Annotated in this window: 23 protein-coding genes; 10 read left to right on the top strand and 13 right to left on the bottom strand. The window is 70.4% G+C overall.

The features are described 5' to 3' along the window. Positions 1–2: 2 nt before the first annotated feature. A complete protein-coding gene (locus ACX9TP_RS13610; protein WP_482980149.1) occupies positions 3–590 on the bottom strand; it encodes a DUF2378 family protein in 588 nt (195 codons plus the stop codon). A gap of 160 nt (positions 591–750) precedes the next feature. Between ACX9TP_RS13610 and ACX9TP_RS13605 the strand changes: the two genes are divergently transcribed. From ACX9TP_RS13605 to mdoH, 4 genes are all read left to right on the top strand, one after another. Then, positions 751–3,045 carry a PAS domain S-box protein gene (locus ACX9TP_RS13605; RefSeq protein WP_482980148.1) on the top strand — a complete coding sequence of 765 codons (2,295 nt, stop codon included), beginning with the start codon at positions 751–753 and terminating at the stop codon, positions 3,043–3,045. A 392-nt stretch (positions 3,046–3,437) separates the two neighbouring features. Beyond that, the gene (locus tag ACX9TP_RS13600) at positions 3,438–4,928 is read left to right on the top strand and encodes an OpgD/OpgG family glucan biosynthesis protein (protein WP_482982164.1); all 1,491 of its coding nucleotides are present in this window, start codon (positions 3,438–3,440) and stop codon (positions 4,926–4,928) included. Further along, on the top strand, positions 4,925–5,416 hold the full coding sequence (locus ACX9TP_RS13595) for a hypothetical protein (RefSeq protein WP_482980147.1): 492 nt from the start codon (positions 4,925–4,927) through the stop codon (positions 5,414–5,416). Before ACX9TP_RS13600 ends, ACX9TP_RS13595 begins: the two co-directional genes overlap by 4 nt. Positions 5,417–5,442: 26 nt before the next feature. Then, positions 5,443–7,461, top strand: coding sequence for a glucans biosynthesis glucosyltransferase MdoH (mdoH, locus tag ACX9TP_RS13590; RefSeq protein ID WP_482980146.1), 2,019 nt, complete (start codon positions 5,443–5,445; stop codon positions 7,459–7,461). Here the strand turns inward: mdoH and ACX9TP_RS13585 are convergent, their stop codons facing one another. After that, on the bottom strand, positions 7,462–7,941 hold the full coding sequence (locus tag ACX9TP_RS13585; protein ID WP_482980145.1) for a hypothetical protein: 480 nt from the start codon (positions 7,939–7,941) through the stop codon (positions 7,462–7,464). 505 nt (positions 7,942–8,446) lie between these two features. On the opposite strand from ACX9TP_RS13585, the gene ACX9TP_RS13580 reads away from it, so the two are divergent. Then, positions 8,447–10,567, top strand: a complete 2,121-nt coding sequence (locus tag ACX9TP_RS13580) for a phosphatase PAP2 family protein (RefSeq protein WP_482980144.1) — start codon at positions 8,447–8,449, stop codon at positions 10,565–10,567. Between the two features lie 59 nt (positions 10,568–10,626). On the opposite strand, the gene ACX9TP_RS13575 is transcribed toward ACX9TP_RS13580, so the two are convergent. Next, complete coding sequence (locus tag ACX9TP_RS13575; RefSeq protein WP_482980143.1) at positions 10,627–11,937, bottom strand: M18 family aminopeptidase; 1,311 nt, start codon at positions 11,935–11,937, stop codon at positions 10,627–10,629. Positions 11,938–11,950: 13 nt separating this feature from the next. Beyond that, the gene (locus ACX9TP_RS13570) at positions 11,951–12,793 is read right to left on the bottom strand and encodes a hypothetical protein (protein ID WP_482980142.1); all 843 of its coding nucleotides are present in this window, start codon (positions 12,791–12,793) and stop codon (positions 11,951–11,953) included. A 118-nt stretch (positions 12,794–12,911) separates the two neighbouring features. Between ACX9TP_RS13570 and ACX9TP_RS13565 the strand changes: the two genes are divergently transcribed. Continuing rightward, positions 12,912–13,622 (top strand): hypothetical protein, encoded by a 711-nt coding sequence (locus ACX9TP_RS13565; RefSeq protein WP_482980141.1) that lies wholly within the window; start codon positions 12,912–12,914, stop codon positions 13,620–13,622. Positions 13,623–13,785: 163 nt separating this feature from the next. Here the strand turns inward: ACX9TP_RS13565 and ACX9TP_RS13560 are convergent, their stop codons facing one another. The 3 genes from ACX9TP_RS13560 to ACX9TP_RS13550 all read right to left on the bottom strand — a co-directional run bounded on the left by ACX9TP_RS13560 (position 13,786) and on the right by ACX9TP_RS13550 (position 15,790). Then, positions 13,786–14,727 (bottom strand): acyl-CoA dehydrogenase family protein, encoded by a 942-nt coding sequence (locus tag ACX9TP_RS13560; RefSeq protein WP_482980140.1) that lies wholly within the window; start codon positions 14,725–14,727, stop codon positions 13,786–13,788. Between the two features lie 40 nt (positions 14,728–14,767). After that, positions 14,768–15,076: a hypothetical protein gene (locus ACX9TP_RS13555; protein ID WP_482980139.1), complete on the bottom strand. Its 309-nt coding sequence runs from the start codon at positions 15,074–15,076 to the stop codon at positions 14,768–14,770. A 69-nt stretch (positions 15,077–15,145) separates the two neighbouring features. Next, positions 15,146–15,790, bottom strand: a complete 645-nt coding sequence (locus tag ACX9TP_RS13550; protein ID WP_482980138.1) for an SET domain-containing protein — start codon at positions 15,788–15,790, stop codon at positions 15,146–15,148. A 96-nt stretch (positions 15,791–15,886) separates the two neighbouring features. Here ACX9TP_RS13550 and ACX9TP_RS13545 point away from each other — a divergent pair, with 96 nt between their 5' ends. Further along, complete coding sequence (locus tag ACX9TP_RS13545) at positions 15,887–16,261, top strand: DUF423 domain-containing protein (RefSeq protein WP_482980137.1); 375 nt, start codon at positions 15,887–15,889, stop codon at positions 16,259–16,261. A 19-nt stretch (positions 16,262–16,280) separates the two neighbouring features. Here the strand turns inward: ACX9TP_RS13545 and ACX9TP_RS13540 are convergent, their stop codons facing one another. Beyond that, positions 16,281–16,589 carry a hypothetical protein gene (locus ACX9TP_RS13540; RefSeq protein WP_482980136.1) on the bottom strand — a complete coding sequence of 103 codons (309 nt, stop codon included), beginning with the start codon at positions 16,587–16,589 and terminating at the stop codon, positions 16,281–16,283. A gap of 116 nt (positions 16,590–16,705) precedes the next feature. Here ACX9TP_RS13540 and ACX9TP_RS13535 point away from each other — a divergent pair, with 116 nt between their 5' ends. After that, positions 16,706–17,992 (top strand): metal-dependent hydrolase family protein, encoded by a 1,287-nt coding sequence (locus ACX9TP_RS13535; protein ID WP_482980135.1) that lies wholly within the window; start codon positions 16,706–16,708, stop codon positions 17,990–17,992. Between the two features lie 151 nt (positions 17,993–18,143). Here the strand turns inward: ACX9TP_RS13535 and ACX9TP_RS13530 are convergent, their stop codons facing one another. Both ACX9TP_RS13530 and ACX9TP_RS13525 read right to left on the bottom strand, forming a co-directional pair. Beyond that, complete coding sequence (locus ACX9TP_RS13530; protein ID WP_482980134.1) at positions 18,144–19,397, bottom strand: glycosyltransferase 87 family protein; 1,254 nt, start codon at positions 19,395–19,397, stop codon at positions 18,144–18,146. A 22-nt stretch (positions 19,398–19,419) separates the two neighbouring features. Beyond that, positions 19,420–20,367, bottom strand: a complete 948-nt coding sequence (locus ACX9TP_RS13525) for a 1-phosphofructokinase family hexose kinase (RefSeq protein ID WP_482980133.1) — start codon at positions 20,365–20,367, stop codon at positions 19,420–19,422. A gap of 254 nt (positions 20,368–20,621) precedes the next feature. On the opposite strand from ACX9TP_RS13525, the gene mug reads away from it, so the two are divergent. Further along, on the top strand, positions 20,622–21,122 hold the full coding sequence (gene mug, locus ACX9TP_RS13520; protein ID WP_482982163.1) for a G/U mismatch-specific DNA glycosylase: 501 nt from the start codon (positions 20,622–20,624) through the stop codon (positions 21,120–21,122). An 80-nt stretch (positions 21,123–21,202) separates the two neighbouring features. Here mug and ACX9TP_RS13515 read toward each other — a convergent pair whose 3' ends face one another. Next, the gene (locus ACX9TP_RS13515; protein WP_482980132.1) at positions 21,203–22,033 is read right to left on the bottom strand and encodes a 3'(2'),5'-bisphosphate nucleotidase CysQ family protein; all 831 of its coding nucleotides are present in this window, start codon (positions 22,031–22,033) and stop codon (positions 21,203–21,205) included. Between the two features lie 225 nt (positions 22,034–22,258). Here ACX9TP_RS13515 and ACX9TP_RS13510 point away from each other — a divergent pair, with 225 nt between their 5' ends. Beyond that, complete coding sequence (locus ACX9TP_RS13510; RefSeq protein WP_482980131.1) at positions 22,259–22,756, top strand: DUF3592 domain-containing protein; 498 nt, start codon at positions 22,259–22,261, stop codon at positions 22,754–22,756. A 54-nt stretch (positions 22,757–22,810) separates the two neighbouring features. Here the strand turns inward: ACX9TP_RS13510 and ACX9TP_RS13505 are convergent, their stop codons facing one another. Further along, positions 22,811–23,215 (bottom strand): DUF4275 family protein, encoded by a 405-nt coding sequence (locus ACX9TP_RS13505; protein WP_482980130.1) that lies wholly within the window; start codon positions 23,213–23,215, stop codon positions 22,811–22,813. A gap of 54 nt (positions 23,216–23,269) precedes the next feature. Further along, positions 23,270–23,524, bottom strand: coding sequence for a hypothetical protein (locus ACX9TP_RS13500; RefSeq protein WP_482980129.1), 255 nt, complete (start codon positions 23,522–23,524; stop codon positions 23,270–23,272). Between the last annotated feature and the right edge of the window lie 65 nt (positions 23,525–23,589).

Below are 23,589 nucleotides of genomic sequence, written 5' to 3'. Positions count from 1 at the left end.
GCTCAGCGCTCGTCCCACTCCACGCGCAGGACGTAGCCGGTGGGCTGGCGCTCCAGCACCTCCACCCGCGGCATCACCCGGGTGCGGCGCAGCACGCCCTCCACCACGCCGGCCACGAAGTCCGGCAGCGGGTCCGGGTCCACCACGCGCACGCGCCACTCGCGCGACTGCACGGGCTCCAGCAGCATCCGCATGTCCTCGCGCCCCGCCTTGAGGTACGTCGGCAGCCGCGTCAGGCACCGCTCCGTGCCCAACAGCGGCGCCGCCGTGGCGAAGATGCGCCCCACCAGCGTCTGCGCGAAGCCCTCCACGTACTTGTGCCCCAGCGCCCGGTTGGCGACGTCCGCCGGCTCCCCGGCGAAGGCGTAGCGCCGGGCCACCCCGAGCGCCGCCCGCCACACCGACAGCGGGTAGTACTCCTGCGCGGCCTCCCCGTCATAGCCGATGTCACGCAGCGACTGGGCGAAGCCCCCCGTGGGCTTCAGTGCATGGACGAACAGCCCCTCGAAATTGCGCCGCGGCACCTGCACGGGCATGGGAAGAGGCCTCCGCGGCTCCAGGGCCGGCTCGCTCAGTCCCCTCCGTTCCATCTGTGTCCCCCCTCCATCTGCACCGGGATGACCCGGTCCGTCCCACAGTGTACCAGCCCGGTGATTCCGTGCCCTCCGGTCTCCGGCTTTCGCTAAGGACACCACACTTTTACAACCCTAAGGCTCGTGCAACGATGAATGTTTGTTTGCGAGGAGTCCGATGCGGGTCCTGATCGTCACCCAGGCCGGGGTGGACCTGGCGCCACTGGAGTCCCGGCTGCGGGCACGAGGCCATATGGTGGTCACCGCCGCGCGTGACGCCGAGGTGCCGGCCGTCTGGCGCTCGGGTGCCTGTGCGCTCGTGGTGGTGGACGCCCATGGTCCGGCGTCGCCCGTGCCCCTCTTGCGCGCCCTGCGCAGCCTCCCCGGCGGAGTGGAGGCGGTGGTGCTGCTTCTGGGGCCGCGCTCGGCGCTGGGGATGCTGCACTCCGCCGTCGAGGCCGGCGCGGACGAGGTGCTGACGTGGCCCGTCGACGCGGCGGAGCTGGAGCTGCGGCTGGAGCTGGCCGAGCGCCGCTTCGCCCGGCGCCAGAGCCGCACGAGCGTGCCGTACGGGGACGAGCTGCGCGACAGCCTGCTGTCGGTGTCCCCCGTCCCCACGTCCATCACCACCCTGACGGACGGCCGCATCGTCGCGGCGAACGACGCGTACTTCCAGGCCTTCGGCTACACGCGCGACGAGGTCATCGGCCGCACCACGGTGGACTTGCGCCTGTGGGAGCGCCCCTTCGACCGGGCCCAGGTGGTGGAGCGGCTGCGGCGGCACGGGGCGGTGCGCGGGGTGGACGCGCAGTACCACACGCGCTCGGGCGAGCTGCGGCACACGCTCCTGTTCATGGGGCTGGTGCCCTACGCGGGCTCGCCGCACATCATCTCCTTCTTCCCGGACATCACCCCGCTGAAGCGGGCCGAGGAGGAGCTGCGCCGCTCCGAGGTGAGCTTCCGCACCCTCATCGAGAGCCTGCCGGACCTGATGGCCGTCTTCGACAAGCACGCGCGCGTGCGCTACGCCAACCTCAAGGTCGCCACGGCGCTGGGCTACACGGACGTGCGCGAGCTGATTGGCAAGCACATCTCCGACATCATCCCCGCGGAGGACTTCAAGTCGGCGGACGCGCGCATGCACGAGGCGCTGCGCACCGGCCGCGCCGCGCTCCAGGAGCGCCGGCTCCTGCGCAAGGACGGCACCATCCTCCACGTGGAGTCCACCACCTTCCCCCTGCCCTTCGACGGCGAGGACGCCATCGTCTCCGTGTCGCACGACCTCACCGAGCGCCACCAGATGCAGGCGCGGCTCCTGCTCGCGGAGCGGATGGCGTCGGTGGGCACGCTGGCGGCGGGCGTGGCGCATGAAATCAACAACCCGCTGGCCTACCTCACCGCCAACCTCGCCTTCGCGCGCGAGGAGTTGAGCAACCTCCTGGCGAACGGGGCGGGCGAGCTGGAGCCGAAGCTGGCGGGCTCGGTGGCGGACGCGCGGTCCGCGCTCGCCGAGGCGCAGCAGGGCGCGGAGCGGGTGCGCACCATCGTCCGTGACTTGAAGACGTTCAGCCGGGTGGACTCGGCGGACAACACGGATGTGGACGTGCGGCAGGTGCTGGAGTCCACGCTGAACCTGGCGACCACCGAAATCCGCCACCGCGCGCGGCTCTCGAAGCAGTTCGACGAGGTGCCCCGGGTGCGCGCCAACGAGTCGCGCCTGGGCCAGGTGTTCCTCAACCTGCTCGTCAACGCCGCGCAGGCCATTCCGGGCGGCACGCCGGACCTGCACGAAATCCGGGTGGCCACGCGCGTGGGCAGCGGCGGCCGGGTGGTGGTGGAGGTGGCGGACACCGGCATGGGCATCGCCTCCGAGCACCTGCCGCGCCTGTTCGACCCCTTCTTCACGACGAAGGAGCCGGGCGTGGGCACCGGGCTCGGGCTGTCCATCTGTCACAGCCTCGTCGCGTCGCTGGGCGGCGAAATCCACGTGGAGAGCGAGCCGGGCAAGGGCTCCACCTTCCGCGTCCTCCTGCCCGCCTCGAAGCCGGCGGAGGCCGCCCCGGAGGCCCCGGTGTCCCCACCGCCCTCCTCGGAGAAGCGGGGCCGGCTGCTGGTGGTGGACGACGAGCCCCTGGTGTGCACCGCGCTGGGGCGCACGCTGCGGCCCCACCACGACGTGACGCTGTCCACGCGCGCCCAGGAGGCCCTGGAGCGAATCGAGGGCGGCGAGCGCTTCGACGTCGTCTTCTGTGACTTGATGATGCCGGGCATGAGCGGCATGGAGTTCTACTCGGCCCTGAAGGAGCGCTACCCGGAGCAGGCCCGGTGCGTGGTGTTCCTCACCGGCGGCGCCGTGACGCAGCAGGCACGCGCCTTCCTGGAGTCCGTCCCCAGCCCCCACATCGAGAAGCCCTTCGCCGGGCGGGAGCTGCTCTCCCTCGTGCAGGAGCGCCTGGGCCGCGCGACGACGTAGCACCCGCAGTCACCCCGAGTCCGGGTCCTCATGTGGAAGATTTGGACAGCCCTGTTCCCGGGCTGTCCCTCTTCTCCCCAGGCCCCTCGCCGGGTGGCCGGGGAGCGCGCCCCTCATTCCTCTTCAATCCCGAGACTCCTTGGAGTTGCAACCGGACTGCGTTTGCAGATCCTGGAAATCCCTTGGGTTCTGCCCCGAGCGGATTGGGAGCTGACGCGCTGGTACGCGGGTTGCTCAGGCCCTGACGCGCTGCACCGCCAGTGTGGTGCGGCATGAGGTCGGGCGAAGTGTCCGAAGGACCGGGGGGTCGTTCGACGTACCGGTTCATTCGGAGGCACCAGGTCGTGAAGTCGTTGGGGCACAAGACATGGAGCGCGTGGCTGTGCGCGGCGATGGTGGCCTCCAGTGGAGCCGCCAGCGCGAAGGCGCCTTCCGCCCCCACGAAGTCCGGAGTGCGGATGCAGGCGTTCACCGCCGCCACCGTGGTGGAGCGGGCCCGCGCCCTGGCGACGCGCCCCTACCAGGAGCCCCGCCAGTCGCTGCCCGAGGCGTACGCGCAGCTCTCGTATGACGCGTACCGGGACATCCGCTACCGCAACGACAGGGCGCTGTGGCGCGAGGCCGGCCTGCCCTTCCAGGCGCAGTTCTTCCACCCCGGCTTCCTCTACCCCGTCCCCGTCGTGGTGAATGTGGTGGAGGGCGGCCGCGCGGAGCCGGTGCGCTTCTCGCCGGACCTCTACACGTACGGCTCGCTGGTGCCGGCGCCCCCGCTGGCGAAGGCGGACGGCTTCGCGGGCCTGCGGCTCACCCACCCGCTCAACCGGAAGGAGCACTTCGACGAGGTGGTGTCCTTCCTGGGCGCCAGCTACTTCCGCGCGCTGGGCCAGGGCAACGTGTACGGGCTGTCCGCGCGCGGCCTCGCCATCGACACCGCGCTGCCGCGCCCCGAGGAGTTCCCCTCGTTCCGCGAGCTGTGGCTGGAGCGCCCGGCCCCCGGCGCGGACCGCGTGGTGGTGCACGCGCTGCTGGACGGGCCGAGTGTCACCGGCGCGTATCGCTTCACGCTCGTCCCCGGCGCGCGCACGGTGATGGAGGTGGAAGTCACCCTCTTCGCGCGCAAGGCCGTGGAGCAGCTCGGCCTCGCCCCGCTGACGAGCATGTACATGTTCGGGGAGAACGACCGGGGCACCTTCGACGACTTCCGCCCCGAGGTGCACGACTCGGACGGCCTCTTCGTCTGGTCCCAGGACGGCGAGCAGCTCTTTCGCCCCCTGCAGAACCCCGCGCGGCTGAACGTCTCCGGCTTTCGCGTCCAGGGCCTGCGCGCCTTCGCGCTGCTTCAGCGGGACACCGCCTTCTCCTCCTACGAGGACCTGGAGGCCCGCTACGAGCGCCGCCCCAGCGCGTGGGTGGAGCCCGTGGGCAACTGGGGCCCGGGCACGGTGAAGCTGGTGGAGATTCCCACGGCGCAGGAGGTGCACGACAACATCGTCGCCCTCTGGGTGCCGGACGCGCCGCTGACGCCGGCCGCGCCGCTGCGCGTGGCGTACCGTCTGCACTGGGGCTCCGAGTCCCCGTGGGCCGCGACGGGCTCCGTCGTCACCGCCACGCGCGTGGCCGCGGGCGACACGGCGGGCGCGCGGCGCTTCGTGCTCGACTTCTCGCGCTCCCCCAGGGCGGGCGACGGGCCGGTGGAGGCCGTCATCACCGCCTCCTCGGGGCAGGTGCTGCGCCCCACGGTGCGCGGCCATGAGCCCTCCGGCGGCTGGCGCGCCACCTTCGAGCTGGTGCCCGACGGCACCGCTCCCATCGAACTTCGCGCGTACCTGAGACGCGGTTCAGAGACCCTCACCGAGACCTGGAGCTACCTGTGGACACCGTGACGCTGCCGACCTCCCGCCCCTCCGTCCCGCCCTCCAGCTGGGTGCGCCCCGAGACGTGCGCGGCGATGGACGCCTTCTTCCACGGCTTCGGCTTCACCGTCCGCGAGGACCTGGACGTGCTCGCCGCCTGGGTGCTGGAGGGCTCCACCGCGCACCGCGAGGAGCCCCGGGCCGCGCTGTCCCTGGCGCGCGCGCGGATGGAGCAGTGGTTCTCGAAGGTGCTCGGCCAGGAGCTGGAGGGCTCGCTGCTGGCCCGGGGCCGCGCGGCCTTCGTGCTGTGCGACGGGGCGCGGCTGGGAGCCCGCGCGCTGACGCGTGAGCCGCTGTCGCAGGACTTCGCGCGGATGCTGCGCGCGGCGGTGCCGGTGCCGGCCCCGGCGCAGGTGGCGGCGGTGATGCCCGAGCAGCAGCTGGTGCTCTGGCCCTTCGGTGAGGTGCTCCGCCGCTGGTGGCGCGGGGCGCAGGCCGACGTGTCCATCTCCGGCTGAGCGCACCGTCCCCTTCGGAGCCCTTCATGCACGCCCATTCGTTCTCACCCGAGAGCGCCGGGCCGAGGCGCGCTTGCGTCCTGGGCCTGGCCGCCGCGTCCACCCTGCTGGGGACGTGGGAGATGCACCGCCTCTTGAGCGTGCGCGGCACCACCGCGCCGGAGGTGGTGCTGGTGGCCCTCTTCGCCCTGTGCTTCGGGTGGATTGCCCTGTCCTTCTGGACGGCGGTGGCGGGCTTCCTCCAGCTCGCCCTGGGCGGACGGATGCCGGGCCTGCGCTGGCCCACGGCGGAGGAGGAGTCCACGCGGCTGACGTCGCGCACCTCGGTGGTGATGCCCATCCACAACGAGGACCCGGCCGCCGTGTTCGCCAACGTGCAGGCCACCTATGAGTCCGTGGTGGCCACGGGGCACCTGGAGTCCTTCGACTTCTACGTGCTGAGCGACTCCACGCGTCCCGAGGCCTGGGTGGCCGAGGAGCTGGCGTGGGCGGACCTGTGCCGCCGGGTGGGTGGGCAGGGGCGCATCTTCTACCGGCGCCGCACGGACAACACGGGGAAGAAGGCCGGCAACCTCCAGGACTTCTGCGAGCGCTGGGGCCGGCACTACGACAACACGGTGGTGCTGGACGCGGACAGCCTGATGGACGGCCGCACGCTGGTGAAGATGGCGCGGCTGATGGAGCTGAACCCGCGCACGGGCATCATCCAGGCGCCGCCCCTGTGCGTGGGGCGCAGCACGCTGTTCGCTCGGCTGCAGCAGTTCGCGGGCCGGGTGTACGGGCCGGTGGTGGCGGCGGGCGCGGCGGCGTGGCAGCTCGGCGAGTCCAACTACTGGGGCCACAACGCCATCATCCGCACCTCGGCGTTCATCGAGCACTGCGGGCTGCCGGTGCTGCCGGGACAGCAGCCCTTCGGCGGGCACATCCTCAGTCACGACTTCGTGGAGGCCGCGCTGATGCGGCGCGCGGGGTACACGGTGTGGCTGGTGCCGGAACTGGGCGGCAGCTACGAGCAGCCGCCGCCGAACCTGCTCGCGTACGCGCAGCGCGACAGGCGCTGGTGCCAGGGCAACCTCCAGCACCTGAGCCTCGTCATGGCGGGCGGGCTGCACCCCATCAGCCGGGGGCACTTCCTGATGGGCGTGATGTCCTACGTGGCGTCACCGCTGTGGCTGCTGTTCCTGGTGGCGGGGCTGGTGGCGGCGCTGCATGACGGGTGGGTTTCCCTCTCGCATCTGCCCGAGCACGCGGCCCTGGGTTTCGACTCCGACGGTGCGCTGCGGCTGTTCAGCGTGTCCATGGGGATGCTGTTCGCGCCGAAGGTGCTGGGGCTGACGCTGGCCCTGGCGCGGGGGGAGGATGCGGCGCGCATGGGCGGCCGGGCGCGGCTGGTGGCGAGCGTGCTGCTGGAGAGCGTGCTGGCCACGCTGCTGGCGCCGGTGATGATGCTGTTCCAGTCGCACTTCGTCTTCGGGACGCTCTTGGGCTACCGGGTGACGTGGTCCAGCCAGCAGCGCGAGGACGCGGACCTGCCCTGGTCCGAGGCCGCGCGCCGGCACGCGGTGCACACGGCCTTCGGCATGGCGCTGGCGGTGGGCGCGTTCCTGCTGTCCCCGGGACTGCTGGCGTGGATGGCGCCGGTGGTGGCGGGGCTGCTGCTGTCGATTCCGCTCTCCGTGCTCACCGCACGCGCGTCGCTGGGCACGTGGGCGGAGCGCATGGGCCTGTTCCTCATGCCCGAGGAGACAGAGCCTCCCGCGGTGCTGTCGCGGGCGCGGGAAGTCACGGAGGAGCACGCGGTGGCGCCGGTGGCGGACGCGGTGGACCACGTGCTCACGGATGCACGGGCGCACGCGCTGCACCTGGCGCTGCTGGAGTCGCAGCCGGGCCTGGAGACGGCGCCGGTGGCGCTGGCGTCCGCGCGGCAGAAGCTGCTGGGCGGTGCAATGGAGCCGCTGTCCGCGCCGGAGAAGACGGCCGTGCTGCTGGACGCGGGCACGCTGGCGGAGGCACGGGAGCGGCGGCTGTCCCGGCGGGCCTCGTAGTCACCGCCAGAAGTGCAGGACGAGCGGCAGCACGCCGAAGTGGCACCACGCCACGGTGAATATCCAGGGCGCGTGCTTCGCGAACACGGTGCCCTGCTTGAACCAGTCCCTCATCTCCGCGCCCATCTCCCGGTCCTCCGCCGTCGGAGACAGGGCCTTGCGGTACTCGTGCAGCTCCTCGGCCCGGGCGAGCAACTCGCGCTGCCGCAGGTGCCACTCCTGGATGACCGCGTGGGCCGCTCGGATGCCCGGTAGGGATTGCAGCGCGAGCACCAGCCCCAGCAGCGCCAGCGACGGCGGCAGCACGAGGATGAGCGGGTTGTGCCAGTCGCGCGCGAGCGCGCCCATGGAGCTCGCGTACGCGATGACCAGGAACGCCTGCGAAGCGATGAAGGCGTTGAGGCGGCTGGAGAGCATGTCGCTCTCGAACTTGATTTCACTCCTGTAGAACTGGAGGAGCTCCAGGTTCGGGCCGGGCACGGCCCCACCCTTACACCAGCCCGGCCCCGTGACTCATGGCGGGGGCCGGGCCAATGTCCTGCGGACTACTTGAACAACTGCCGCAGCAGGCCAAGGAGGGCTTCGCGTGGGACAGCGGACATACGTGACAGCTTGGACACCCAGGAGAACCATACACAGAAGCAAGAAAAGCAACTCACCAAGCGCGAAAACACGACCTGAAAGCACGATTCACGGATTATTCACAAACAACCAGAACGACCCACAGACATCGTCCTACAGAAGCGCTCAACCCCTCTCCGAACACGCATTTGCTTCCCGCAAGACATCTGATCGGTTCGTATAGAGGCGCTCTCGCGAGCATTCGTCTGCTTTCAAATCCCAGACTCAAATATAGGCAATCAACCTCCGCCCCCACGACACTGATGCACCAACGACGGCGTTATCAAAGGCAATGCCTGGGCTGACGCGCCTCTTCCATGTCCTCCCACCGTGTCCGGGCAGCTCCCACATCCCCGGAGTTTCCATGGAAGCGCCATCTCGCGTCCGTCTTCTGCTGTTTGCCTTGCTCCTCGCTCCACCGGCGCAGGCGCAGCTCACGGGTACCGCACAGGCAGACAGAAACCAGCAAGTCCGCATCGACGCAGCCACGTTCCAGCGCAGCCAGCCCCTGCCCACCCACACTAACAATGGAGACGAGGCGCTCTACCCCACCCGCTTCGCCAGCTACTCCAAGGGCCTGCCGCACAACCAGTTCGGAGAGCCTGACCTGGTGCAGTACGGCCAATTGCTCCAGGCCCTCATGACAGGCAACCCAGCGGACTTCGAGGCCATCGTCCTCGGTGGTACACGACAATTCGTCAATCCGCAGGGGGGGTACTCGCTCGTACTTGAAGGTGCCAGTCCGCAGGCCATCACCATGCGGCCCGCGCCCACCTTCACAAGTGCCGAGGTGGCAGGAGAGATGGATGAACTCTACTGGATGGCGCTCGTTCGAGATGTGACCTTCGACCAGTACGCCTATAACTCAACCATTTCCCAGGCCGCCACCCGCCTAAGCCAGCTTCGAGAATACAGAGGTGCACGAGCTAGCAATGGCTTGGTGACGCCCGCGACTCTTTTTCGTGCAGACCTCGCGGGCGCCATCCCTGGTCCTTTCCTCTCCCAGTTTCTGATAAAAGACATACCATACGGCGGCGGCCCTTCCACAAACACCTCGGAGGTCAATCCTCCCCCCGGATACGCCGAACCGTCCGCACACCAAGTCATCACCCAGCGCATCTTCATCAGGCCCAATGGAGATGATCGAATCACCACATACAATGAATGGCTGAGCATTCAGAACGGTGCGGCACCGGCCGACCCGACCGACACACGGGCAGATTTTCTCTCCTCACCGAGCTACATCCGGAAGGGAAGAGACCTCGCTGAGTACGTGCATTTTGACTACCCCATCCAGGCCAGCCTGAACGCAGCGCTGCTGGTGGCCAGACAGGGCGATTTCTTACCAAGTGGGCAGTACGACCCCGACCCAAAGTCTTCGCCGCGTGCGAATGATCCGAACAATCCCTACCGGAACTATACCAAGCAGGAGCCCTTCGTCACGTTTGGCAACAGCGAAGCACAGACAATCACTGCATTGGTGACGAACACCGTGTTGCGCGCTCAGTGGTTCCAAAAGTGGAGTGTGCACCGCAGGCTGCGTCCCGAAGAATACGGCGGACGTGTGCACAACACCCTAACGGGTGCACGCGTCTACCCCGTTCCAGCGGAACTGCTTGCATCTCCGGCACTGCCGCTGATCTTCGCGCGTAGCAGTGGCGACAATGATCTCCTTCCACTCGCGACGAACACATACCTGCTTCCTCAAGCATTCCCTGAAGGCGCCCCCTTACATCCAGCTTACGGCTCAGGTCACTCGACCTACATCGGCGCGGGCGTAACGGTCATCAAGGCGTTCTACGCGGATTTTCCCATCATCAACCCTGAAGTAGCGAGTTCGAACGCCTCACGCTCTCCGTATTCTGGCGGCACGCTGATGATGTTCGACGAACTCGACAAGCTGGCGTCGAACATTGGCGTCGGACGCCTCTTCGCGGGGGTCCACTACCGCAGCGACCACGACCACGCGGTACGCCTGGGCGAGTTGATGGCGCTGCGAACCCTGCAGGACTGGTCGCGCCTCTACAACGAGCCCTTCCAGGGCTTCCAGGTCCGTACCTTCGGCGGCAACACGTTGACGGTGACTCCGACGGGCCCGGCGCTGCCCAACTTCGTGAGCGCCACCAACAGCTTCACGCTCATCAACGCGGCCAACGACCAGCCCGTGCCCGGCTACGACCCGCTCTACAACAACGCGGTCATCGACCGGAGTGACCTCGCGGCACAGGGCATCACCCAGCTCACCATCCGCGCCAGCACCTTCCAGCCCACCGTCGGCAGCGTCCGCTTCGCCTACGACAGCACGACGCCCGTGAACGACAGCACCTTCCCCTACTCACTCGCCGGGGAAGCCACGCCCACCGACTACAACCCCTTCACCTTCACCACGGGTACGCACGTGCTGAGAGCCACGCCGTACAGCGCGGCCAATGGTGACGGCGTGGGCGGCGTGCCTCTGGTCATCCGCTTCACCGTGCAGAACTGACGCGCCACACCGGCCCGGCCCCGCGACTCATGGCGGGGGCCGGGCCCATGTCCTGCGGACTACTTGAACAACTGCCGCAGCACCGCGACCATCTGCCCCACGTCCGTCGCGCAGGCCATCTCGCGAATGGAGTGCATGGACAGCATGGGGTTGCCCACGTCCACCGTGCGAATCCCGAGCTGCCCTGCCGAAATCGGCCCAATCGTGCTGCCGCACCCCAGGTCCGTGCGGGTGACGAAGTGCTGCGGCGTCACCCCGGCCTCGCGGCACAGCGACGTGAAGAACGCCCACGACTCGCCGTCCGTCGCGTACGACTGGTTGACGTTGGACTTGATGACCGGCCCCGCGCCCATGTGCGGCTGGTGCTTCGGCTCGTGCAGGGACGCGTAGTTGGGGTGCACCGCGTGCGCCATGTCCGCGCTCACCAGGAACGAATGGGCAATCGCCCGGTGGAACGCGTCCGGCCGCCCGTCCGAGTGCGCCAGCGTGAAGCGCTCCAGCAGCGTGCGCAGGAACGGCGACGCCGCGCCCTGCGCGCTCCGGCTGCCCACCTCCTCGTGGTCGAACAGGATGACGCCGCTGGTGGCCTCGCCCGGCTCACTGCTCGACAGCAGCGCGGACAGCGCCGCGTGGCAGCTCGCCAGGTTGTCCAGGCGCGGCGCGTGGAGGAACTCCCCGTGCGCCCCCGAGCGGATGGACGGCTGCAAGTCGTAGAGGCACAGGTCATAGCCGAGGATGTCCCCCGCCTCCGCCTTCACCCCGCCCTTTGCCAGCTCCTGCAACAGCAGCGCGCGCAGCTCCACCGGGCCCGCGCTCTCCAGGCCCAGCACCGGCACCATGTGGTCCTGCGCGTTCAGCTTCAGCCCGTCCGAGTTGACGCTCCGGTTCAGGTGGATGGCCAGGTTGGGCACGCGCAGCAGCGGCCGGGCGAAGTCCACCAGGTACCCCTGCGGCTTGCCCCCCACCATCACCATGACGCGGCCGGCGAGCGACAAGTCCCGGTCCGTCCAGGTGTGCAGCAGCACGCCACCGTAGATTTCGACGCCGAGCTGCTGGTAGCCGTTCTTCGTCACCGCCGCGTTCGGCTTCAGCCGCAGGTTGGGCGAGTCCGTGTGGGAGCCGACCAGCCGGAAGCCCGCCCGGTCCACCGGCGCAGAGCCGAGCTGGAAGGCGGCGATGCTGGTGTCTCCACGGGTGACGAAGACGCGCTCGCCGGGCTTCAGCGTCCAGGACTCGCGCTCGTCCAGCTCGCGGTAGCCCGCCTGCGTCAGGCGGCGGGCCGTCTCGCGCACCGCATGGTACGGCGTCGGCGAGGCGTCGATGTACTCCAGGAGGTCTCGGGCCAGGGCGTCGGTGTCGATAGGGCTCATAGGGCGCCCCAAGCTAACGCCGTCCGGCCCCTCCGCCACTCCCGAAAGTCGCCTCCCTGGCGGGCGGGCGGCCCTCCGGAGCCCCCGCCGGGAGCACCGTGGAGCCGGCCCTCGCCCCCGGCGCCGCGTCCAGGAACGTGCCCAGCAGCACCCAGCGGCGGGACGAGTCCTCCGCGCCCTTCTTCGCCAGGAGCGGCGTCGTGTAGTGCCAGAAGGGCAGCCGGTACACGGTGATGCCGCCCACGGTGCTCACCCGCGTCATCTCGCTGAAGTGCCCGTCCTTCGCGTAGACGAGGTACTGGTGGTCCACCCCCGGCATCGTGAGGCTGACGTGCATGTCCACGTAGCCGTCGCGGGCCTCGGGCTCCTCGGGGTGGTGGTCGTTGTGGGGCCCCGAGTAGTCCCCCGGGCCGTAGCACAGCACCTGGATGCCCCAGCGGCGGCGCAGGGCGCGCCCCGTCACCGCGGCGGCGAAGGCGGCGAAGCTGTCCGAGCGCATCATGTCCGTCAGGCCCACCGCCTCGGCCGCGCGGTAGGAGCGGGAGCGGCGGTTCTCCAGCAGCGCCGTGCGGTTGCGCACCGTCTTGGGCAGCAGCTCCATGTAGTTCATGGTCATGCCGGAGATGGAGTCATGGGGGATGGGGTCCTCCATGGGCACCAGCGTGTCCCGCAGCGCGGCGTCGAGGGCATCCCGGCAGGCGGCGGCCCTGCGCGCGTCGATGACGCCCTGGAGCGCCACGAAGGGCCGCTCCGGGTCCAGCAGGGCCCCCGTCACCTCCCGGTCCTTCCCCTCCAGGATGCGGCGGCCCTTGGGGGTGAGCAGGTCGGCGAAGTCAGCGGGAAAGGTCTTCTTCATGAGCGGGAACATAGCGGTCCCGCCCGGGAGTGCACGGGCCTTGGGAGCGGCCGGACGCAACCTTCGCCGGGGCACCTGCGATAATCCTTTAATCAGCCGAATTGCCGGAGCCTCGTCCATGGACCCCATCCGCAGCCGCCCCCGAGCCCTCTCCACCCCGACGCCGGCGGCCCAGCCCCAGACGACGCAGCAGGCCGCGCGCACGGCGAAGACCAACGAGGTCGGGCACACGGGGCTGAGCACCTTCAAGGGCGCGGCGGCGGTCCGCGTGGCGGCCCAGCCGACGCCGGGCTCCTGGCGCGGCGGCCCGGACACCGAGGTGGGCAAGGCCGTCCAGGCCATGTGGGCGCGGATGCAGCAGATGCCGGGCAAGGACATCAGCATCAAGGGTGACACCCCGGCGAGCCTGTTCGGCCGCGCCATCCTCGACAGCAAGCACATCACCAATGACCAGCTCATCGCGATGTCCAAGGTGACGCTGGACCAGCTCGCCACGGACCCGAAGACGCGGCAGAAGGTGCTGGACAAGGTGCCCAACGCGCGCGAGCTGCCGGTGCACAAGTTCACGGTGGCCATGCTGGCGTCCGCCACGGGCATCGACCCGCAGAAGCTCTCCGAGGCCTGCCCGGACCTGGGCCTGACGGGCGCGCCCAACACGCCGCTGCTCTACGCGGCCAAGGGCGAGGGCATGCAGCGCTCCACCGCGCTGCACGACTTCACGGACTACCTGCGCGGCGCCGGCGTCAAGGGCGTGAACAAGGCCGTGTGGGGCGTGGAGAACCGCATCCTCTCCGCCCTCGTCTCCGCCGTGGGCGGCGGGCGCTACTGAGCGGCACTCCACCTCACGGTGGGCCTTGACGGGCCGTGACCTCGCAATGGGGTCACGGCCCTTCTCTTGTCGGGCGTGGCCCCGCCGAGAGCCTCTCCTCCCGCCTCGAGCCTCCCGGCCTCTTCGCGATGTGCATGCGGGTCCCGCGCTTCCGCACCCGTGCTCATTCGCCGCCAGCCGCCGCGCCTCCCACCACCCGCTGCCGCGCCGTTTCCAGCCGCTTCGCGCGCACCTTGCCGGCCACGTCCAGCAGCTTCCTGTCGCGAGCCCAGCGCTCACGGGTGGCCGCGTCCGTCCGCTCCCACAGCGGCTCGCACGCCTCCACGGTGCGCTTCGCCAGCGCCAGTGCGCCGCCGAGCGCCAGGTGCGTGGTGGCCTCCGACGGGTCCGCCTGGGCCAGCCCGCGCATCATCACCGCCAGGGAGAGCAGCTCCTCGCGCACGGGCTCCGGCCAGCCGCTCCGGCGCGCCACCTGGAGGAGCCACCCGAGCAGCGCCAGGTGGACATGGCAGTCCTCCACCGTGCGGAACGGCTTGAGATAACGCGCGTAGCCATCCCCGGGCAGCACCTCGTCCGGGGCCACGGCCACGTCCTCGAGTGCCAATTCCGCATGCGGAACCTCGGGGATGAAGTGCAATTCTGGCAGTGCCGTGACGCGGATACCCGGCCGCTTCGCATCGACGGCCACCATGCGCAGCCGGTTGCGGCCCTGGGCATCCTGGCCCTCGCTGGCCACCACCAGCAGCAGCTCCGCGCGAGTCCCCAGCGTGACGAACGTCTTCTCGCCACGGAGCGTCAGCCCGGAGCCCGTGTCCGTCAGCCGCGTCTGGATGGAGGAAGGGTGCGCGCCGCCCGGCTCGGTGGCGCACAGCGCGCACGGCCGGTCCGCGGGGAGCATGGGGAACAGGGAGCGGTGCGCGGCGTGGTAGCCGGAGGCAAACGCATACCCAAGCCTGTCCGCGAGGAAGCCACCGGCCAGCGCCAGGTCCGCGGGCGCCGGGAAGCGTGGCAGCAGCGCCTGGTGGCGCGTCCACCACGCGTCGACGGAGTCGAGGGGAAGCGGCTCGGGAGACTCGGAAAGGACGAAGCGGAGGACGTCGTTCACGTCCTCCACTCTATGTCAGGGGATGCGCCCTCCCACCGCCTCAAGAGGCGGGGACGGGCGCTGTCTCGGGGGAGGCCGGAGCGGCCACCCTGTCGGATGCGGAGCCCAGCGCCTCCGTGCATTCGGACCGCTCATCGACACGGCTGCAGAAGAACCGGTGCCCGTTGCACACCGCCTCCCAGCTCATGCCCTCCACCCCGGACCGTTCATTGAGGATCTGGATCTGCTCGGGCGCACAACCCACGAAGCCGGAGGAGACCGTCTGGTACCGCGCATGGAAGGGGAAACAACCCACGGCCATCGTGGACAGCGGGAAGAGCACGAGGAACGCAAGGACACGGGAGCGCATGGCAGGACTCCGGGGGCAGGGGTGAGAGCTGCCCTGAGCCCGATTGCAAAGCCCCTGCCGTGAGCCGACTCACCCCGCGCGCTTGCGGCCCGCCGTCTTCGTCCGCTTCGTGGACTTGCTGGACGAGGCGCCCTTCTTCCCCGCGCCCTTCTTGGCCCGCGTGTCCGAGCCCCGGGCCTTCGACTGGGACTTCGTCTTCGCCTTCGAGGTCGCCTTCTTCGGCGCGCGCTCCTTCTTCAGCGGCGCGAGGATGGTGCCCCGGCACTTCGGCGCGCCGCACCTGCAGACGTAGAGCGCCTCGGAGTCCGGGCCCATGCCCTCGGTGCGCTCGTAGGCGTAGTCGTAGACCAGCTCCTCGCCGGGCTCGATGTTGCGCAGGGCGTAGATGTAGATGTGGCCCTTGTCGATGAGGGCCTCGCAGTTCGGCTCACACGAGTGGTTGATGTAGCGCGACTCGTTGTGGACGGTGCCCGCGTCCAGCACGTGATGGCCCTTGTCGTCCAGGTTGAACAGGAACGTGTGGTGGCGCTCCATGGCCTCGTCGTCGTAGCGGCGGTCGGCCTCTTCCTGGGTGATGCGCTCGCCGATGTACTCGATGATGCGAGCCCCCTTGCGGATGCGGCGCGTGGCGAAGGCACCCGTGCCCTGGATGGAGGACGGGCGCAGCTCGAAGGGAATCGGCTTCGGGGAGGGAATCAGTGTGGGTGAGGTCATTCGAATGGGTGCGTCCCCGGGAGTTCACGTCGGCCAGGACGCTCCGTCAGCGGCGGTGTAGCGTGCCCCAGACGGAGTTGCGATGAAAGGCGATCGATGATGCGGATGTGGCTGGTCCTCGGTGCGGTGAACGCTTTCCTGTCCGTGGCGGCGGGAGCCTTCGGCGCGCATGCGCTCAAGGCCCGGCTTCCGCAGGACCTCCAGGTCATCTTCGAGACTGGAGCGCGCTACCACATGTACCACGCGCTCGGACTCGTGGCCGTGGGCCTGCTGGGGCACTTCCGCCCCTCCCCGCTGCTGTCAGGCGCGGGCTGGGCGATGCTCGCGGGCATCGTCCTCTTCTCCGGCAGCCTCTACGCGCTCGCCCTGTCCGGCGTCCGCGTGCTGGGCGCCATCACCCCGCTGGGCGGACTGGGCTTCCTCGCCGGGTGGCTGCTCTTCGCCATCGCCGCGTGGCGCACCACGGCCTGAGGACGGCGCGCCACCGCGGTCACTCCTTCAACGGCGGTGGCATCGGGTAGAGGATGTCGAGCTCCCTGTGGTTGCGCAGGCCACAGGCCTCGCGCTGCACCATGAAGTTCCACCGCTGCTTCTCGGCCTCCAGGCGCACCGCCCGGTAGCGGGTGAAGAGCGCCGCGCGGCCGGGGCCCGAGTGCGCGCGCACCTCGCGCTCGGCCCGGGCCAGCTCCGACAGCAACTCCTCCAGCTTTTCGCCCGTCCGGCGCAGGCCCGAGGCCTTCTCCTTCTGGAACTCGACCTCGACGGGCAGCAGGGCATTCACGCGGTCATCGCGAGCCATGGCGTCGAATTAACAACCGCTCCCGCGCCGTGCTCGCCTGGAGAGCGTGGCCTGCCTCCCTGCCCCCGAAACGACGGAGTGGCCGCCGCCCCGCCCGCGCGCCATCATCCGCCGCCATGCGCGTCCTGCCCCTCCTTGCCGCCCTGGCGTTCTCGTCCGCTTCCGCACAGACCACCACTCCGGCGCCCGCCGCGCCGAAGTCGTACCTGCTGCGGCCCGCGCGCGTCTTCGACGGCGTCACCGCGAAGCCCCAGGCGGGCTGGGTGGTGCTCGTCACGGGAGACCGCATCACCGCGGCCGGCCCGGAGGCGCAGGTGAAGGCGCCCGCGGACGCGGAGGTGGTGGACCTGTCCGGCACCACGCTGCTGCCGGGCCTCATCGAGGGCCACTCCCACCTGCTGCTGCACCCGTACAACGAAACGTCGTGGAACGACCAGGTGCTGAAGGAGTCGCTCGCGCTGCGGGTCGCCCGCGCGACGAACCACGCGCGCGCCACGTTGCTGGCGGGCTTCACCACCGCGAGGGATTTGGGCACCGAGGGCGCCGCGGACGCGGACGTGGGGCTCAAGCAGGCCATCGACCAGGGCATCATCCCCGGGCCCCGGCTGGTGGTGACGACGCGCGCCATCGTCGCCACCGGCAGCTACGGCCCCAAGGGCTTCGCCGCCGAGTGGCATGTGCCGCAGGGCGCCGAGGAGGCCGACGGCGTGGACTCGCTGGTGCGCGTGGTGCGCAGCCAGATTGGCCACGGCGCGGATTGGATCAAGGTCTACGGCGACTACCGCTGGGGCCCCCATGGCGAGGCGCGCCCCACCTTCTCCCAGGCGGAGCTGAAGCTCATCGTCGACACGGCGAAGGACAGCGGCCGGCCGGTGGTGGTCCACGCCAGCTCGGCAGAGGGCATGCGCCGCGCGGTGCTGGCGGGCGTGGAGAGCATCGAGCACGGCGACGACGGCACGCCCGAGGTCTTCAAGCTCATGGCCGAGCGGCGCGTCTTCTTCTGCCCCACCCTGGCGGCGGGGGACGCCGTCCTCCAGTACCGCGGCTGGAAGAAGGGCGTGGACCCGGAGCCCGCCTCCATCGCCGCCAAGCGCGCCAGCTTCCGCGCGGCGCTGGCCGCCGGAGTGCCCATGTGCGTGGGCGGTGACTCGGGCGTCTTCGCGCACGGAGAGAACGCGCGCGAGCTGGAGCTGATGGTGGAATACGGGATGAAGCCCGTGCAGGTGCTCCAGGCGGCGACGTCCGGCAACGCGCGCATGCTTCACCGCGAGGACCGGCTCGGACAGGTGAAGGCGGGGCTGCTCGCGGACCTCGTCGCCGTGGACGGGGACCCGACGCAGGACATCACCGCGCTGCGCAAGGTGCGGTTCGTGATGAAGGGCGGCACCGTCCACCGCCGCTGATACAGGGACTCGGCGCCAGGCGGCGGGAACACGGAGTGAACCCGCCGGGGCCGCCCCGCCCGGAGCCCGGCAGCCGCGGAAGGAACGCTCATTCCGCGAGTCCTCCGCCCGACGGGAGGGGCGGAGTGCGCGGGGCCTGCCGTGTCCCGCCTCAGCTCCGCGCTTCGGGGCGCACGGTGGCCTGCTCCGCTCCAGCCGCGCTCCGCCACGCCTCGCGCACCAGCGTGATGCCCGCGAACAGCAGCAGGCCGTTGCGCACGAGCAGCAGCACCTCGTGCGGAGCACCGATGCCCGTGTTGTACGTGCTGCCCGCGAAGATGCCCCGGGTCATGACCGCGGCGATGAAGACGGCGACGGGCGCCGCGCGCGGGCCGGACAGCAGCGCCAGCGCCGCCGCGCCCGTGAGCCAGACGAGGTACTGCGGGCTGAGCACCGGGTTGAGGACGACGAAGGCGATGAGCGGCCCCAAGGCCAGCCGTGCCAGGTCCTCCACCCGCTCGGGCGCACGGCGGCGCACGGCCCACAGCCCCACGGCCGCCGAGCCCAGCGAGCCCGCCACCCACAGCCACCGCGACACGCCCCGCACCCACTCCGCCGCCGCGCCGTGCAACTCATAAGCGGCCGGCGCATGCACCCACGCCACGTCCGGCACCCAGCCCAGCAGGTGCGCGCCCCACAGCAGTGAAGCCCCGAGCGACTCCACCTGGAGCCCCCGCGCGACATGGAAGGACGCGAAGCCCCACCAGGGCCAGAAGGCACTCAGCGGCAGCAGCGGCAGCGCGCCCAGCACCAGTCCCAGCACCAGCCGCCGTGCCGAAGGCCACGAGCCCCGCCGCCAGCACACGGCCAGCGCGAGCGGCACCAGCACCACGGGGTACAGCTTCGTGACGATGCCCACCGACAGCGCCAGCCCCGCGAGCACGTCCCGCCGCCGGGACAGCGCCACCAGCGCGGCGAGGGTGAAGGTGGCGGGGATGAGGTCATACCGCTTGAGGTAGTGGACGCTCATCACCCAGCTCGCCACCGAGTACACCGCGAAGGGCACCCAGGCCCGGCGCGAGTGCCCCCAGCGCCGCACGCCCTCGGACAAGAGCAGCCACTTGCTGGCGGCATCGAAGAGCGTGAGCTGCAGTCCGAAGAGGAGCACGAAGGACTTCAGCGTCCCGCCCAGCCATGCCGCGGGGACGAACCACAGCAGCGCATAGGGCGGGTACTCGAAGCGGAAGTCCTGATTGGGCGTGGCCCCGCCGAGGAAGGCCCGCGCCGTGTTGAAGTACAGCTCCAGGTCCTTCACCCGCGACGAGAAGGCATAGAGCGCCAGGGGCGCCACGCTCACCGCCAGCCCGAGCCAGTGCCAGGACGTGAAGCGAGACGGCGAGGACGGCGAAGGACTCGGAGGGGACACGCGCGGGGCTCTCGAAGGCGGGCTACGCCGGGACCACGGGCACCGTCTGGACCTGGGTGAACAGGCGCTCGACGTCGGCGCGGTGGCACAGGTCCGTGCCCTGCGAGAGGAGCGCTCCCGTGCCGGAGGCGATGCCCCAGCGCAGGGCCTCCTCGGGCGACCTGCCGCGGGCCAGGGCCAGCGTCAGGCCGGCCACGAAGCTGTCACCCGCGCCCACCGAGCTGTGCGTCTCCACCGGCGGCGGCGTCGCGCGGAACTGCGCCTCGCGCGTCGTCAGCAGCGCTCCGTCCGCGCCCATGGACACGGCGAGCAATTCCGCGCGCCCCCTGGCCACCAGCTCGCGGGCGGCGGCGGCCTGGGTGGCCAGGTCCTCCGTCTTCATGCCGGTGAGGTCCCTCAGCTCGCGGCGGTTGGGCTTCGCCAGGTACACGCCCTCCTCCAGGGCCGCGCGCAGGGGAGGCCCGTTGGTGTCCACCACCACGCGCACGCCCTGCGTCCGCCCCAGGCGCGCCACGCGGGCATAGAAGTCCTCGGGGGCGCCCGGCGGGAGGCTGCCGCTGGCCACGATGAAGGCGGCGCCGACGGCCACTTCGGACACCGCGTCCAGGCAGCGCTGCCACTCGCGCTCCGACAGCGAGGGGCCGGGGAGGATGAAGCGGTATTCGCGCGCGCTGCTGCCCTCGGCCACCGTGAAGCTCTCGCGGGTATAGCCCTCGATGGGGATGGAGCGGCGCAGCAGGCCCTTCTCCTCCAGCAGGTGCTCCAGCATGAGCCCGGTGGGGCCGCCGCGGGTATAGACGGCGATGGACTCTCCGCCCAGCTCGCGGACGACGCGGGCCACGTTGATGCCGCCGCCTCCCGGGTCTCGACGGGCGGGGCCGCAGCGCAGCTTGTGCTCGGGCGTCACCTCCGGTACCGACGTGGCCACGTCGATGGCCGGGTTGAGCGTCAGCGTCACGATGTGGGGCATCTCGAGCGTTCTCCTGGCGCTGTGCGCCGCCGGGGTTGAGAGATAGCGGGAGCGCGCGGAGCCTGCCCCACCCGGGGCCGCGCCGCCAGCCGGGCGAGCGTCCGTCAGACACGATGTCCGGCGGCCGCCCCACCCGGGACGTCGCGTCGCTTCTCGTTGCCTTCGGGGGTAGGACGGCGAATATCCCTCCTCGCATGATGACACCGCCACGCAAGCCCACGCGCGAGGAGCTGGACGCCGCCACCGGTCGGAAGATGCCGGACCTCATCCAGCGCGGACTGCGCGTCCTCTTCTGCGGCATCAACCCCAGCCTCTACTCGGTGGTGGTGGGCGTCCACTTCGCGCGGCCGGGCAACCGCTTCTGGCCCACGCTGCACGCGGCGGGCATCACCCCGCGCCGGCTTCAGCCCTTCGAGCAGGAGGAGCTGCTCCCTCTGGGCTACGGCATCACCAACGTGGTGGACCGGGCCACGGCCACCGCGGACCTGCTGGAGGACGCAGAGCTGCGCGAGGGCGCGAAGTCGCTGGAGGCCAAGGTGCGAAAGTACCGCCCGGGAATCCTCGCGGTGCTGGGCGTGAGCGCGTACCGCACCGCCTTCGGCCGCCCCAAGGCGCAGCCCGGTCTCCAGCCGGAGACGCTGGGCACGGCGCGCCTGTGGGTGCTTCCCAACCCGAGCGGGCTCAACGCGCACTATCAGCTCGCGGACCTGGCGCGCCTGTTCTCCGAGCTGCGCCGCGCGGCGGACGCGGGCTGAGTCGAGGCGCGAAAGCGCCCTGCACCGCACTCCGCCCTTCCGGTTGGAGGTCTGGGCGCGGAGCCCCGGTGCTCGCAGCGTCAGGGAATGATGCTGGCCTCGCGCGCGAAGCGGGCCACCACCGGCTGCACGTGCGGGAAGGCCGCGGCGTTGCACGCGAGCAGGCCGCGGTGGTTCTGCAGCTCCGAGCCGTCATATGAGTACGGCGTGCCGCCCAGGTCCGTGAGGATGCCCCCGGCCGAGCGCAGCACGGCCTCCGGCGCGCAGTTGTCCCAGCGGTAGCTCTTGCCGCTGGTGTGGATGTAGATGTCGGCGGTGGCCTCGGCGAGCAGACCGCACTTGAGGCCCACTGAGCCGGACTCCTTCTCGCGGGTGATGCCCAGCTGCTTCGCCACCGCGTCCGTCAGCTTCGAGCGGTGCGAGCGCGACACCACGAGCCGCAGCGACGCCGGCTCCGCCACGTCCGAGACGCGCAGCGCCCGGCGCCCGCCCTCGTCCTCCACGAAGCCGCCCTGCCCCACCACGCCGGAGAACAGCTTGTTGCCCACCGGGCGGAAGACGGCGCCCACCGTCGCCTGCCCGCCCACGGCGAGGCCGATGTGGATGGCGAACTCGCCGTTGCGGTTGACGAACTCCTGGGTGCCGTCGAGCGGGTCCACGTACCAGCAGCGCTCGCGCTTCCCTTCCGAGCCGTTATCGGACTCCTCGGCGACCACGCCGTCGCCGGGGAAGGCCTTGCGCAGCTCGGCGACGATGAAGGCGTTGGCCTGCTCGTCAGCCGCGGTGACGGGGCCCATGCCGCCGGCCTTGTCCTGGACGGAGAAGTCGGTGGCGTAGATGCGCAGGAGGATGTCGCCAGCCTGGCGGGCGATGCGGCGGGCGGTATCGAGCTCGGTGTCGAAGGAGGGCATGGTGAGGGAACAGTCTGCCCCGCTCCCGCCTGCCCCGGGAGGCCAAAGTGGGGTGACACCGAGGCGAAATGCCCCATCCGGGGCGGATTGCCCCACGGGGACGGCGCTCGAAGGGGTCCTCCCAGGGGCGGCCCCTGGCGTGTCCCATGCAGTGCACGACACGAACCACGCGTCGGCCGGGAAGGCTCGCGCGGCGGGCCACCAGGCAGACGAGGGCAGACCGAGATGATGAAGGTGATGATGGCGGGAGTGATGATGCTGCTGGGGGCGATGCTGGCCTTCGGAGGCGCGCGGACGGTGGTGCGGGCGTACCAGAGCGCGAACTGGCCCACGGCGGATGCCACCATCACCTCCTCGTCGGTGGAGACGATTCGCAGCCGTCGCGGAGGCACCCGCTTCCACCCGGAGGTGCGCTACCAGTACTCGGTGGCCGGCACGCCCTACTCGGCCAGCACGATTTCGTTCGGCGGCAATGATGCGGGCTCGCTGCCGGACGCGCAGCGCGTGACGCACCACTACGCCTCGGGCAGCCACGTGCCGGTGCACTACGAGCCGGCGGACCCGGCCGTGGCCACCCTCGAGGTGGGGAATGCCGGCGCCCCCAGCTACGTGCTGGCGCTCGGCGGGGTGGCGCTGGCGGTCATCAGCGGCTGGGGCATGTGGGACATGCTCCGCGCCGAGCGCCGTGCGCGGGCGCGCCGCCAGCGCCCTCAACCGGCGTAGGCGGCGCGCAAGGCCTTGGCCAGACTCAAGGGCCTTCACCCGCGAAGCGCCTGGTCAATCCATCCACTCCCTCCGGCTGAAGTACGGCCCATTCCCGCCGGGCAGCTCGTGGGTGAAGGCCATCGTCCACGCGAGGTCGGGTGGCCAGATGTAGAGGTCCTGCCGAAGCAGACTGAAGTCCGGCAGGCGCTCGGCTTCGAGCCTCACGGCGGGCAGGGCTTCGCTCTCCGGAACCACCAGCAGTGCCCCCGGTGGCTCGAGAGAATAGGCATGCTGCGCCTTGGAGCCGCGCAGTGCTCGCGCGTACCCAAAGCTGAACACGTGCCAGTCGAGCGCCCCATGCTTCCATGCCCCCGTTTCGGCATGGAGCGACGCCGCGTAGACGTCGCGCCAGGCCTGCATCCACTGCCAGCGCTCACGGCGCGACAGCTCGCGGAAGGTGCCACCGCAACGGGACAAGCCTTCAATGTAATCAGCCGTGGTCATTCTCCCGAGCCACCTACACCGAGGACATCACTCCCCTTCGCCGCGGGAGGGCGTCACGATGATGTCAGCGGACGGGTGCTCCTTGCTCCATCCTGGATTCATCGTCGTCAGGTGGCGATGCGCATTCGGGCCTCGCAGGGTGCCCCTTTCCATCTCGTCCGCCATCTCCAGCAGGAAACCGGCCACCTGCCTGAGTTGAGCGGGCGTCATGGCGAGCGTGACCTCTCGCAACTCCTGGAGCCCATACTCATTGATCGTCCTGTTTGCGTAACCATAGATCATGCGTCTCTCGCTCAACGGCTGAGTGTTCCGAGCGACCGGGCAGAAACGTCTTCCCGGCCGCTCTC

It is taken from the genome of Pyxidicoccus sp. M15 (assembly GCF_056858435.1).
The sequence above is the reverse complement of the archived record's forward strand: the minus strand, read 5'-3'. Positions and strand labels throughout refer to the sequence as shown.

Bases quoted from the DNA above. Each gene is read 5' to 3' on its own strand.
- ACX9TP_RS13610 (WP_482980149.1), bottom strand. From the start codon at position 590: ATGGAACGGAGGGGACTGAGCGAGCCGGCCCTGGAGCCGCGGAGGCCT.
- ACX9TP_RS13605 (WP_482980148.1), top strand. From the start codon at position 751: ATGCGGGTCCTGATCGTCACCCAGGCCGGGGTGGACCTGGCGCCACTG.
- ACX9TP_RS13600 (WP_482982164.1), top strand. From the start codon at position 3,438: ATGGTGGCCTCCAGTGGAGCCGCCAGCGCGAAGGCGCCTTCCGCCCCC.
- mdoH (WP_482980146.1), top strand. From the start codon at position 5,443: ATGCACGCCCATTCGTTCTCACCCGAGAGCGCCGGGCCGAGGCGCGCT.
- ACX9TP_RS13580 (WP_482980144.1), top strand. From the start codon at position 8,447: ATGGAAGCGCCATCTCGCGTCCGTCTTCTGCTGTTTGCCTTGCTCCTC.
- ACX9TP_RS13575 (WP_482980143.1), bottom strand. From the start codon at position 11,937: ATGAGCCCTATCGACACCGACGCCCTGGCCCGAGACCTCCTGGAGTAC.
- ACX9TP_RS13570 (WP_482980142.1), bottom strand. From the start codon at position 12,793: ATGAAGAAGACCTTTCCCGCTGACTTCGCCGACCTGCTCACCCCCAAG.
- ACX9TP_RS13565 (WP_482980141.1), top strand. From the start codon at position 12,912: ATGGACCCCATCCGCAGCCGCCCCCGAGCCCTCTCCACCCCGACGCCG.
- ACX9TP_RS13555 (WP_482980139.1), bottom strand. From the start codon at position 15,076: ATGCGCTCCCGTGTCCTTGCGTTCCTCGTGCTCTTCCCGCTGTCCACG.
- ACX9TP_RS13550 (WP_482980138.1), bottom strand. From the start codon at position 15,790: ATGACCTCACCCACACTGATTCCCTCCCCGAAGCCGATTCCCTTCGAG.
- ACX9TP_RS13545 (WP_482980137.1), top strand. From the start codon at position 15,887: ATGATGCGGATGTGGCTGGTCCTCGGTGCGGTGAACGCTTTCCTGTCC.
- ACX9TP_RS13540 (WP_482980136.1), bottom strand. From the start codon at position 16,589: ATGGCTCGCGATGACCGCGTGAATGCCCTGCTGCCCGTCGAGGTCGAG.
- ACX9TP_RS13535 (WP_482980135.1), top strand. From the start codon at position 16,706: ATGCGCGTCCTGCCCCTCCTTGCCGCCCTGGCGTTCTCGTCCGCTTCC.
- ACX9TP_RS13525 (WP_482980133.1), bottom strand. From the start codon at position 20,367: ATGCCCCACATCGTGACGCTGACGCTCAACCCGGCCATCGACGTGGCC.
- mug (WP_482982163.1), top strand. From the start codon at position 20,622: ATGCCGGACCTCATCCAGCGCGGACTGCGCGTCCTCTTCTGCGGCATC.
- ACX9TP_RS13515 (WP_482980132.1), bottom strand. From the start codon at position 22,033: ATGCCCTCCTTCGACACCGAGCTCGATACCGCCCGCCGCATCGCCCGC.
- ACX9TP_RS13510 (WP_482980131.1), top strand. From the start codon at position 22,259: ATGATGAAGGTGATGATGGCGGGAGTGATGATGCTGCTGGGGGCGATG.
- ACX9TP_RS13500 (WP_482980129.1), bottom strand. From the start codon at position 23,524: ATGATCTATGGTTACGCAAACAGGACGATCAATGAGTATGGGCTCCAG.